The organism is Brunnivagina elsteri CCALA 953 (assembly GCF_002289455.1).
GTDB classification, from domain to species: domain Bacteria; phylum Cyanobacteriota; class Cyanobacteriia; order Cyanobacteriales; family Nostocaceae; genus Brunnivagina; species Brunnivagina elsteri.
The window spans coordinates 1-12,377 of sequence record NZ_NTFS01000027.1 but is presented as its reverse complement, the minus strand read 5'-3'; the positions used below and the strand labels follow the sequence as shown (position 1 = coordinate 12,377).

The window sequence follows — 12,377 nt, the reverse complement described above, 5'->3', positions numbered from 1 at the left end:
GAGAATGAAAATTAAAAATGATAACTTTAAACTTCTTCCAGAGCTTGAATTAGTGCATCACCCATCGTGCGACACCCTAAAAGAGTCATCCCTGGAGACATGATATCCCCTGTACGGAAACCACGCTGTAATATTAAAGACACAGCTTGCTCAATATGATCGGCGGCAGTAGCTTGATTTAAACCGTATCGTAACATCATTGCAGCACTCAATACCTGTGCTAAAGGATTTGCCTTATCAAGTCCAGCAATATCTGGTGCTGAACCGTGAACAGGTTCGTAAACACCGGGACCAGACGCACCCAAACTTGCCGATGGTAACATACCGATGCTACCTGTCAACATGGCTGCCACATCGGAAAGGATATCACCAAAGAGGTTTCCGGTAACAATCGTGTCGAATTGTTTCGGGGAACGAACAAGTTGCATTGCCGCATTATCCACGTACATGTGGGAAAGTTCAACATCTGGGTATTCCTTTCCAAGTTCGGTAATCCGACTTCTCCAAAGTTGGGACACATCCAAAACATTCGCTTTATCAACAGAACAGAGCTTTCCGGTGCGTTTTTTTGCAGTTTCAAATGCGACTCTGCCAATGCGCTCGATTTCCGATTCATTGTAAGCCATCGTGTTGACACCGCGTTTTTCCCCTGTTTCCGTGGCGAAAATGCCCCTGGGCTTGCCGAAGTAGATGCCACCAGTGAGTTCCCGCACAACCATAATATCAACGCCCTCAATGACCTCTTTTTTGAGGGTTGAAGCATCGATTAATTCCGGGATGATTTTTGCTGGACGCAAGTTGGCAAATAGTTCCAAACCTGCCCGTAGTCCTAATAATCCACCTTCGGGACGTTGATTTGGTGGTAGTGAGTCCCATTTATAGCCACCAATAGCTGCCAATAGGATGGCATCGCTGTTACGACATATATCTAGTGTTGCAGTAGGCAAAGGCTCACCAGTAGCGTCAATTGCGGCACCACCAATAAGGGCTTCTTGAAAACCAAATTCAATATCAAATTTTTTCCCTACGACTTTTAGCACGTCTACGGCAACATTAATGATTTCGGGACCGATGCCATCGCCAGGTAGAAGGGTAATGCGGAATTGAGAAGTCATAGGGGTGAAATGATATTTAGCCAACAAACTAAATATCATACCCAGGAAGATGCACGATTAAAAATGGATTTTCTTATTTATTTAGATAATTTGGAGCCAAATCATACTTTTGACGAGCAAATTTAGGAATGCGATCGCCCATAATATCATGTCCGCGAGCTTACCCACCAAGAAATAAATTATCCCAAACTATTGTAGGGGTGGGGTCTCCCCATCCTCCCCGCCATCACGAATGATACGATCAAGTTTGTTTATGGTGGGGATATTTTATTTTTCTGGAAGTCCCTAACCAAGTAGCATTGGATTTCGATATGCTTGAATAAATGTTTTTACCGAATGTCCGCAGATATTTATTTTTGTATCGCTAACCTGCGACATTAATTTAATTCCTAAATTTTTGTTTAACTCGGCTATTTTCTTATTGGGAACAGATGCTAAAGCTTTTTGAATATTCTGCTGTGTCGGATTAATCTCTAATTGATTTGCTAATTCAGTAATACTTACTCCAGCGACAGCAGCTAATACTAGAGATTGTGAGGATACTCGAATGGTGTCTATTTCGTAGATTGTAAACAATGTTGACGCGAGTTTAACTTGGGAGTAAAGAGACATTGCAACTTCCGATGACATTCCTCCTGTTGCTGAAAGCCTTCTATTAATGCTCTTTCGTCGCGAAGCAAATGTTGATTCGCGAGCAGCATGTTTTGCCATCTTTTTTTTATCTCCCCTCCAAGAGGAATCATCTAAAAAGCGTTGTCCCCACTCTCTACCATCTTCAATCGCTAATGTTACCGTTTGTCCAATTACCTGCAACCTGATACCTGAATTGATATTCATACAACTTCTACTTGAATAACCAGAAAATTTCTCAGCTTATGACTTTATAGTTCCCCATAAAATCAACAAAACTAACGTTATTTTGATTATTCTTTTTCTACTTTTTTTTATAAGCAACTAATTGTCAAGTTTGTGTAAAGACTGTTTCATTTTCCGAAACGTAGCTGACAAGCCTTGTAGAGAGAGGCTAAGTTAGATGTAATAAATGGCGCTTCTGTGCAGCTATGGTAAACGAATTTGCAATCCGGACTACAGGACTAATTAAGCAGTTTGACAGACACGTGGCTGTCAACAATGTTGATTTAGAGATACAAGCAGGTGAAGTATACGGGTTGATAGGTCCGAATGGTGCTGGTAAAACAACCCTAATTCGGATGTTAGCAGCAGCAGAGGAACCGACGGTTGGGGAAATATTTATCAATGGCGATCGCTTGTTGCGGGATAAAAGCAATCCTACTCTCAAGCGTCGTTTAGGATACCTACCCGATGATTACCCGTTATACGACGAACTCACTGTTTGGGATTACCTCGATTATTTTGCGCGGTTGTATAAATTACGCGAACCTCGACGTACTCAAAGGTTACATGAGGTTTTAGAACTAATTCAACTAGGAAATAAACGCAATAGTTTGATTTCGACTTTATCGCGAGGGATGAAACAGCGTTTAAGTTTGGCAAGAACTATTATTCACGAACCGATAGTATTGCTCCTTGATGAACCAGTTTCTGGACTCGATCCCATTGCCCGGATGCAGTTTCGCGAAATCGTCAAGGTGCTGCAAGAAGCGGGGATGACGATTATAATTTCCTCCCACGTTCTCAGCGATTTGGCAGAACTTTGTACTTCTGTGGGAATTATGGAACTTGGTTGTTTAGTGGAAAGTACTTCACTACAGCAACTTTACCAGCGTCTTTCCCGTCAGCAAATTGAGATTTCGACGTTGGGAAATATTGATAATTTGTTGGGGGAATTGAAAAATAACCCCTTGGTGGATGAGTGGGAAATAATGCCCACAAAAGATAAGTTAAGGGTGAATTTTTCTGGGAATCAAGAAGATTGTGCCGATTTGTTACGTTCTTTGGTAAATGCTGGGGTTCCGCTCACAAATTTCCATTGTACTCAGGAAGATTTGGAAACAATTTTCCTCAAATTAGGTCACAAACAGGCATCTTGATTTGGGAGTTAGGAGTTAGAAGTTATACCATTTTAATATGAAGATGCATAAAATAACCCCACCGCCTGTGGCACCTCCCCTTGCTAAGGGGAGGTTGAGAGGAATCGAAATAATGTGCAGCTTCACAAGTAATTGGTATTAGGAGTTAGGAATTAGAAGTTAATAATTAAATTTGAATTGGCATTAGAATAAAAATTTAATAATATCTAGCGGGGAATTCATCACTTACAACTAATAACTAACTTGCTAAACTAAATGTTTGAAAATCATTTTTGGGAGTTAAATAAATGATGGGGAGTATTTTAGAAAAAATAGGCGATCGCAATCCGCAATTTCTGCGGGAGGTAAAAGGTCGTCTCAAAATATTCCCAATTATATTCGTAACTGTTTTGTCTTTGTTGATGCAATTTTTGGTTTACATTTGCCATGTAGAAAATATGTCACCTCATGCTGGTAATGGTGAATATATAAGATATCTGGCTCATTGGGACAGAGTTTTTCAATCACTCAATCCCATTTTCATTTTTTCCCTTTTAGTTTGTGGTACATATCAAATAATCAGCGATATATCTAAGGAAGAAAGTAGGGGAACATTAAATTTTATCCGTCTTAGTCCTCAATCAGAAGTGAGTATATTGACTGGTAAAATTCTGGGAGTACCAATTCTCCTTTACTTGTTTATTGCCGTTGCAATTCCTTTCCACCTGATTTCTGGGATGCTTTCTGGTATTCCATTTCTGAATATTGTAGCTTTTTATCTAATTCTTTCTGCCTGCTGTGGCTTTATTTTTAGTGCTGCTACTTTATTGAGTGTGATGACGCAAAATGTCGCCAAAAAATCACAAGGTATTGTCGCTTGGCTTGGCAGTGCCTTGGTTTTAATGTTTTTAACATCATCGTACTCTTTTTCTAGCACTAATATACCTTTTGACCATGCATTTGCCTGGTTATTGATGTTTAACCCAACCTCGATAACTCAATATCTCAGCCAATCTTCTAGAGATTTAGAAAGGTTGCAATTCTTTTATATTCCGGTTGGGATGAATCTAATTGGCATAATTGGTATACATTTAGCTAATTATGCTTTTTGGACTTATAGTCTCTGGCAGGGAATAAAACGCCTTTTTCGGAATTCAAATGCAACCTTTTTTAGTAAAAGTTATAGTTATTTATTTGTGATTTTAACGCAAATTACTTTATGGGGATTTACTCTCCAAAAAGGCGAATACTATACATCTGGCGAAAGAAACTATGATATCAACTCCGTAATTCAGCAGAATATTCCTCTATTCTTTGTGTTTAATTTAATATTGATTTTTGCGTTGATGCGGATTTTGTCCCCAACACGTCAATCAATCTTAGATTGGTCACGATATCGGCATTTAGAGAGGAATCATCGTCAGGGTTGGCAAAGCACAATATATGGAGATTTACTGCTAGGTGAAAAGACTCCATCTCAGTTTACAATTGGGATTAATCTACTATTAATTACGACCCCATTTATTATTTGGTTAATCATTGCGCCACTTTTAAATACTCACGATAAGTTCGCAATTCTTTGGCTTACTGATGAAGTTGGTATTTTCAAAGCGCTGTTAGCAATTGGCTTTTTGATCAGCTTGACGATGATTTATGCGACTGTTTATCAGTTTGCTGCGATCGCAAGGGTTTCTCAACCTTTTTCCCTGGCAACTTTTGCTATTTTCACCTTAAATGTTTTACCACCTGCTATTTTCTTCAAACTAAATATTGACCCAGTTAAAAATCCCATACCTTGGTTATTTTCAACTATTCCTTGGGCTGGTTTTACTGCCAATGCTCCAATTATTTGTTTTGCACTTTTGGGGGAAATTATGATTTTAGTTCTTTTAAATATGAAATTGATGAAGCAAATCAAATTAGCTGGTAGTTCAACAACAAAAGAACTATTAAACACATCAGGGTAATTTTAGATAAATAAAAAAATGATTACTTATTAGTCTAAATGTGTACTCTTTAATTAATTAAAACTTTTGGAGATTTGAGAAAATGATGGGAAGTATTTTTGATAAATTGGGTGATTGGAACCCGCAATTTATAAGGGAAATTAAAGGTCGTCTGAAATTATTTCCAATTTTGGTGACTGCTGGTATATCTTTGCTCGGTCAAGTTGTTTTATGTTTGATTCAATTAGGGCAATATCCAGAAAAAAAATATTCCATAACTGCTCAATATTGCTTGCTAGGAAAGGATTACCAAAATCAATTACAAGACTTATATAAAGTCGTCGATAAAATTCAAAAACAAGTTTACTATTTCAGCAGTAAAGCAAATTTTGATTTAGAAAAACTAAATGCTGCGAAAGAACAATTAAAAGCATCTCAACTCGAACAAAAAAGAGTTAATGATATTCTATATAGCGGTAAATTTTTCTGCCCTATAGAACAAATAAACTTTCAAAGTTGGTGGAGAGACCATTGGGGATATATCTTTACTTCCCTAAGTGTTGTTTTTGTATTTGCATTGTTGGTTGGTGGAACTTATCTATTAATTAACAATCTTGCCCAAGAAGAACATCGTCACACACTAAATTTTATTCGCCTTAGTCCGCAATCGGAAGCGAGTATTTTGACTGGTAAAATGTTGGGTGTACCAATTTTAGTTTATTGGCTTACGGCTTTAGCAATTCCTTTACATGTTGTATCTGGAAAAGCTGCTGGAATCGCATTTAGTCACATTTTTAGTTTCTATGCTGTTCTAATTGGTAGTTGTATTTTCTTCTTTAGTACGGCACTTCTATTTACTTTAAGTACGCGCTTTTTAGGTGGATTTCAACCTTGGCTAGGTAGTGGTCTAATTCTAACTTTCTTGATGTTTACATTAGGGATATCATCATCAAGTCTACAAGTGAATCATGGGGCTGCATGGTTTATGATGTTTAGCCCAATGTTTGCAATCGAACATCTATTTCCAAACATCTTTGGACGCGGATATAATAGTTCCTCATCGCCAGGATTTGCTAGTTTACAGTTTTTCCACATTTCCGTTGGTTCTACTTTAATTGGTGTAGTTGGTACACATTTAGCTAACTTTGGCTTCTGGACTTATGGAATTTGGCAAGGATTAGAACGCCGTTTTCGTAATCCGAATACTGCGATGATTAGCAAAGTTCAAAGTTATTGGTTAGTGGCTGGAATGCAAGTATTGCTCTGGGGTTTTACATTACAGAAAAATAGTAACTATTACCCACCTAGCTATTTTGGTAAAGGCTCATATTACGAACCCAATAATCAAATCATTTCTAACTTACCTTTTTTCGTTATCTTTAACCTGGCATTACTATTTGGGTTGATGATGATTTTGTCACCCCAACGGCAAACAATTCAAGATTGGGCAAGATATCGTCATCAAGGTGGTTCGAGTCGGAAAGGTTGGAAACACAGCTTATTCGGTGATTTCTTGCTGGGTGAAAAGAGTCCTTCCGTAGTTGCGATCGCACTTAATTTGTTAATCATGCTTATCCCCGGTGCAATCTGGGTTATGCTCGCTCCCAGTTTGAATGTTCGGCAAAACAATGTTTTAGATTGGATGCTTAATGATGCTGGTAGGTTCAAACTGCTCATCGGTATCGCAATGTTTTTCACGATTATGATGATTAATGCCGCCATTACCCAGAGAATGCTGATTCTGAAAACATCCAAGCGTTATTTCTGGGCAATTGGTACTGTCGGTTCAGTTATGTTTTTACCACCGATAATATTGGGCATGATTAACTTAACCCCACAAAAAAATGCACTTCCTTGGTTAATGTCAATCTTCCCTTGGGCTGGTTTAGCAGATGCTGGTACGCTATACGTGTTGATGATATTTGCGTTTGAGGTACTTGTCTTGGCTGCTGTGACTTACTTCCTGACCAAGAAAATTCAGAAGGAAGGGGAAAGCGAGACGAAAGCAATGGGCAATAACCCTGCCAAATAATTAATTGTTTGATGATAATTCATATTGTAGGGGCGAACGGTTGTTTGCCCATTTTATTTTTCACCCATTTTATTATTTCATAAAATATCATGAGGGCGTAGCTTGCTTCTCCGTTTCGGAGTACAACCGTTCTCCCCTACGGGAATTGTTAAACAGGGCGATATTGAAGAAAAGGAAAATCTTTTATTTCTCCATTCCCTATTTTTTAATCGCCTTTTTCAATAAAACGGGAATTAGAGATGGTTTTTCAGCAACAGGAATTTTAGCATCAGAGAAGGCAATCAACTTGTTTTTCGCCGAACCAAAATCGCGATCGCGTCCAATTACTGCTGCCAGGGTTCCAGTTTGTCGCCAAAACTTTCCTCTCGGTGCTTCCGTTCCAGCAATGTAACCAATTACGGGTTTGTCTATGGCTTCGGAAATATACCTGGCTGCGGCTTCTTCGCTACCTCCCCCTGGTTGTCCCACGAGAACTATTGCTTCGGTGCTTTCGTCTTCGTCGAGTATTTGCAACCACTGGATGAACGATGAACCAACAATGGCATCGCTACCAATACTGACACTGATGGATTGTCCCAAACCTGCTTTGGTTAATTCCCTGGCAATTTCATAGGTAAGGGTGGTACTCCTACTCAGTATTCCTATTGAGCCAGGTATATAAAATTCTGCTGGCTGTGTGCCTAGTAGGATTTTCCCAGGGACAATAATGCCGGGGCTATTAGGTCCAATAACTAAAGTATCAGTTGCTTCGGCTTTACGGATAAGCTGCACCATATCCAACGGTGGTACGCCAGGAGAGATAATAATAATTTGACGAATATTAGATGCGATCGCTTCTAATGCTGCATCCAAAACTTGATAGGGATGTACGCAAATAATTGTAGTATCAATTATTCCGTGTTTTGCCACTGCTTCTTCTACTAAATCGAATACAGTCAAACTATGTAGTTGCTGTCCTCCGCATCCGGGATGTATCGCAGCGATTATGTTTGTACCATATGCTTTCATCTGGGCGATATGGGTTGATGAGATAAATTCACTGAAGCCTTGGATGATAACTTTGCTGTTTGGCGTTAAATTCATAAAAAAATATGGTAACTACGACTTGCTCAGAGGTCTTTGCCACTGAGTAAAAATGACACTTGAAAATTACTGTAAGTATCACGGTTCTTTAGTTTTCACTATTGTCAAATCAAAGATATCTGAATGGTAATTAAATTCTCGAAAGTCTTAAAATATACCAATTAAAAAATAATAAAGTCATTTGAAATCAATTCGTTTAATTAATTTGCCTCCTGATAAAATGGCATTAAATTTTGACATTTTCATTGATTGATTATGAATTTTAATTAGACGCGATGTATCGCGTCTCTACATTTTTAACTCCTAATTCAAAACTCCTAACTATTTCTTAGATGCTGCTGTTTTTACAAAACCAACAGCTTCGTTGACTGCTTCATCTAAATTATCTACCACTTCTATGGCAATATCGCACTTTAACCCTGCTAATTCTTTTTTAGCAATATCAAAATCCGAACCTGCTAACCGAATAACCAAACGAGGTATTAAGCTCTGCTTATCCCGTTTGTTTTTACTGCCATTAGAACTGGATGTCAGGGGTTGGAGTTCGCTTTTTTGTTGGTTGACAAAATCGATAATAACTTCGGCAACTTCCGATGCTTGAGGAATGCTACCCAATAAGTTAATTAGTATAACTTGAATACTTTTATCGGCAGCCATAATCAATAAAGCTTTTTCCAGACGACTGCGAAAGGTGGTTGGGGAAGGTTCAATGGGGGAAGCGTGACGTAAATTTAGACAAATTCCCGGTTTTCCTCCAGCGTTGGAGACTAAATCCATTGTTGCTAATACTGAACCTGCTCCATTGCCTAAAATACCAATTTTGCCATTTAATTCAACTCCATCCCAATCGCTGAGATTTTGGTGTCTACAGTTACCGTTATAGCGATTTACCATTTTTGTCGCCATCAGGGCAATGTCAGGGTGTCTAGCTATGGCTCGTTCGTTAACACGAACGCTACCATTTAATGCCATTACTTGTCCGGTGGAGTTGATTCCTAAAGGGTTAATTTCGATTAAATCTAGGTCTTTTTCGATAAACAAATCATACATTTTTTCAATGACACTACTGACGGCTTGGATTAAAGCACCTTGTAATCCCATTTTTAAAGCCAATCTGCGAGCATAGAATGGTGAAAAATCTTGTTCGACGACGACATGCTGCATTTTTTCCCCAACCGATTCCCAATCGATGTTAGCTTCTGGGCAGCCTAAAAGAATGGGACGGCAAAGGGCAGTATCGAGAACGACGGCAAGGTATAATTCTTGTTCGATATCGTATTTGGCTTCTGCCAGTAAAACCTCTGGTAAATCACCCCCGATGGGTAAATTAAAGATATTTTGGGCAGCTGCGATCGCATCAATTGTGGTTTCGACAAACCTGACTCCACCAGCTTTTAATCTTCCCCCGCTATGCACTTGTGATTTCAAGACAACTGGGTAGGGAATTTTCAACCGTTTTAAATCTGTGGGATGATCGATTCTTTGTGAGGGCAATACGGGAATGCCGATTTGCCCAAACCATTCTTTTACTTGATATTCTAGTAAATCCATACCACGCACCTTTCATCACCACTTCAAGCATAAGTTCTACGGCGTTAAGCTATATGGCTTTCGCAGCATTTCACACTTTTATTCGGCTTTGATTCGCTATAAAAAGTTTTGTACTGTCCTTAATTCTATCCAATTAAGTGGACATAGTGAACTAGAAGGTATGATATTTTTTGTTAACAGAATAATAATTATTGATGTTACGCATCAGTAATATTCCTTATCTGCAAATATTGGCTCTGTTTTTGTTACAGGTAGGTACGAGAATCTCTACCAGTAGGATTTCTTTGCAAACGGGAATATCTGAAACATCTTATTATTCCCATTTTGAAACCGAAATTGCTATCTTTTTGAAATTTTTATTTTGATATTTTCAGCATGAAAAGAATCTATTTTTACTTTTACTGAAAAATATTAAATTGTGTTAGAACGTTTGGCGGTTGTACTTACTTTCGCTATGATTAGTCAAACTGTATCATTAGATTCAACAAACACAAATAGTTCATCGTCAGGGTATAGCACGAAGACTGCTGTGCAACTCGAAGACTTGGAGTTTTTAGCGCAAATTTTGCAACAACACTTGCGTACAAACATCCCCTCTGGGGTACTATTTGGCGTTAAGTGTGCTGTCAAAAGTGACCAGTTGATGATTCTAATTCAGCATCCAAAAAGTGTTGTGACAGATACACAGCGAGTGTTTACATTACTTGTGCAAATGCTGGAATCATTACCCGCACATCAAGCGCAAAGGGTACAGCTATATCTACGTCAGACTGGTGAAAAGCTACCCTATGCAAAACAGGATGTGGTCATTCATGAGGTTTCTTCTCAGTCGCAATCCAAAGCTGAGGAATTTGAGATTCCAGTATCTGCAATGTTCAATTCTTCTTCTTCCCTATTAAATATAACTGCGGTTGTAGAAGAACCATTTGCATCTTCTGGGGAAATTCACGATTGCCGAGTAGACAAATCAGCTAAATCTCAAAGTAAATTTAATCCGATTGTATTATTTTTAGGGTTGTTTGTTACAGCTATTTTTGGTGGAGTTGGTTACTTATTAATGAGTCCTTGTGTGTTAATGACTTGTAAAGAATTACAGACTGCTAAAGAATTACAAGGGACATTTCCACAGTTAGTTAGTAATCTCAAATCTGAAGCAGAATTGACCCAATTAGAAAAACAAATTGCGAATACTGTGACAGATTTGCAAAAAATCCCAGGTTTATCGATACATCAACAAGAAGTCGAAAAAATCCGGGCAAACTTAATTGGTGAATTGCAGCAAATCAATCAAATAAATCAAGCTTTGCAAATAGGTACAACCGCAACTCAAAAATCGCGAAGTTTCACAACGAATATTGAGGAACTACAACTACGATCGCAATTGTGGAGAAAAGCGATCGCACCATTGGAAACTATTCGTCCTGGTAGTAAATTATACATTTTTTCCCAATTAAAATTATCGATTTACCGTACTGGTTTACAACGGGTTAACGTGCAATTACTCGCACAGGGAAAATGGCAGCAAAAAATCAACGATTCCCAAGCAGTAGCCAAAGCTGCCATACAACGGGAATCCACAGCAAAAACATTCCCCGAACTCCAACAAGCACAATCAACCTGGCAGGTAGTAATTAATGCCTTGACTGGTGTTCCCCAAACTAGTCCAGCATATCCCGAAGCGCAAAAATTATTAGTAGAATATCGACCAAAATTGATCGCAATTCGCGATCGCACTGCTAAACTGGAACAATCGACGAAAAATTTCGCACAAGCTGTGACAACTGCCAAACTTGCTGAACAATACCAAAAACAAAATCAATGGCAACAAGCGGTAAATAATTGGCAACAAGCATTAAATTCAATTCGACAAGTACCTGCGGAAAGTCCCTTTTATAACCAAGCAGTTCCCCTTGTTGAAGCATACTCGATTGCACTCCAAGAAGCCCAAGCAAAATCCCAATCACCAACTGCAATCGTAACTACAGATACAACCCGTACAGACTTGGAGAAAACCTGTATGGGAACAGTTCGAGTTTGCAACTTTACCGTAGATAGTCGATTTATCAATGTTCGTATTACCCCGGAATATGAGCAAACCTTGGAAAGTAATGTCACTAATGTCAGTCAAGGGCAGGAAAATAATTTTCAAGATGTGAAAAAGCACTTGGAAAGTTTACAAAAAGCATTAGAAGTAATTGGTGATAATGCTAATTTAGCAGTATTAGTATTTGATGCTCAAGGGCAGCAAATATTTACCCATATACCTAAGATAAATTGAGAAATCGGCAACCTCTCCCAGAAGTCGGGTTTCTCCCCCCAACGCGAAAACCCCATTTGCTATGACTTTCCCAGAAACCCGATTTCTCCCCAACGCGAAAACCCCAAATAACCCCGCTTCATCAAGCATTCGATGAAGGGAGAAACCGGGTTTCTAATTGGTGTTGCAGCAAAGATAGTCATACTGAGTTAAAGAGAAACCCGGTTTCTAGGGGATTTGATGTCTACTTTAATTGGGCATTGGTATTAAAAAACTGCCGTGATAAACCTCTTGTAAGTAGAACAGTGGTAAGAAGATTCGCAAATGCGATCGCAGGGGAACGGTTGGTAAAAACGATTGATTCGAGCCATTTGGAAATTGAGACACATTTGAGTTTAGGTG

At 38.7% G+C, this 12,377-nt stretch carries 9 protein-coding genes and 2 pseudogenes; 5 read left to right on the top strand and 6 right to left on the bottom strand.

Translation table 11 applies throughout. The features are described 5' to 3' along the window. Positions 1-26: 26 nt before the first annotated feature. Both leuB and CK510_RS04180 read right to left on the bottom strand, forming a co-directional pair. Positions 27-1,115: a 3-isopropylmalate dehydrogenase gene (gene leuB / locus CK510_RS04185; RefSeq protein ID WP_095720498.1), complete on the bottom strand. Its 1,089-nt coding sequence runs from the start codon at positions 1,113-1,115 to the stop codon at positions 27-29. 285 nt (positions 1,116-1,400) lie between these two features. Then, a complete protein-coding gene (locus tag CK510_RS04180) occupies positions 1,401-1,952 on the bottom strand; it encodes a hypothetical protein (RefSeq protein ID WP_095720497.1) in 552 nt (183 codons plus the stop codon). A 224-nt stretch (positions 1,953-2,176) separates the two neighbouring features. Between CK510_RS04180 and CK510_RS04175 the strand changes: the two genes are divergently transcribed. The 3 genes from CK510_RS04175 (at position 2,177) to CK510_RS04165 (ending at position 7,084) form a co-directional block, all read left to right on the top strand. Next, on the top strand, positions 2,177-3,127 hold the full coding sequence (locus tag CK510_RS04175) for an ABC transporter ATP-binding protein (RefSeq protein WP_095720496.1): 951 nt from the start codon (positions 2,177-2,179) through the stop codon (positions 3,125-3,127). A 287-nt stretch (positions 3,128-3,414) separates the two neighbouring features. After that, positions 3,415-5,073: an ABC-2 transporter permease gene (locus tag CK510_RS04170; RefSeq protein WP_143289219.1), complete on the top strand. Its 1,659-nt coding sequence runs from the start codon at positions 3,415-3,417 to the stop codon at positions 5,071-5,073. Between the two features lie 82 nt (positions 5,074-5,155). Then, positions 5,156-7,084, top strand: a complete 1,929-nt coding sequence (locus CK510_RS04165; protein WP_095720494.1) for an ABC-2 transporter permease family protein — start codon at positions 5,156-5,158, stop codon at positions 7,082-7,084. Positions 7,085-7,282: 198 nt separating this feature from the next. On the opposite strand, the gene CK510_RS04160 is transcribed toward CK510_RS04165, so the two are convergent. Both CK510_RS04160 and CK510_RS04155 read right to left on the bottom strand, forming a co-directional pair. Then, positions 7,283-8,167, bottom strand: a complete 885-nt coding sequence (locus CK510_RS04160) for a succinate--CoA ligase subunit alpha (RefSeq protein ID WP_095720493.1) — start codon at positions 8,165-8,167, stop codon at positions 7,283-7,285. Positions 8,168-8,488: 321 nt separating this feature from the next. Then, positions 8,489-9,718 (bottom strand): succinate--CoA ligase subunit beta, encoded by a 1,230-nt coding sequence (locus CK510_RS04155; RefSeq protein WP_095720511.1) that lies wholly within the window; start codon positions 9,716-9,718, stop codon positions 8,489-8,491. 454 nt (positions 9,719-10,172) lie between these two features. On the opposite strand from CK510_RS04155, the gene CK510_RS04150 reads away from it, so the two are divergent. Beyond that, positions 10,173-11,996, top strand: a complete 1,824-nt coding sequence (locus CK510_RS04150) for a hypothetical protein (protein ID WP_211293082.1) — start codon at positions 10,173-10,175, stop codon at positions 11,994-11,996. Positions 11,997-12,055: 59 nt separating this feature from the next. Here CK510_RS04150 and CK510_RS33855 read toward each other — a convergent pair whose 3' ends face one another. Further along, on the bottom strand, positions 12,056-12,178 hold the full coding sequence (locus tag CK510_RS33855) for a hypothetical protein (protein ID WP_281256978.1): 123 nt from the start codon (positions 12,176-12,178) through the stop codon (positions 12,056-12,058). 41 nt (positions 12,179-12,219) lie between these two features. Further along, positions 12,220-12,303, bottom strand: a pseudogene (locus tag CK510_RS34550) (ABC transporter permease); the annotation flags it as partial. Here CK510_RS34550 and CK510_RS34545 point away from each other — a divergent pair. After that, positions 12,296-12,377: pseudogene (locus tag CK510_RS34545) on the top strand (ABC transporter permease); the annotation flags it as partial. The pseudogenes CK510_RS34550 and CK510_RS34545 sit on opposite strands and share 8 nt — an antisense overlap.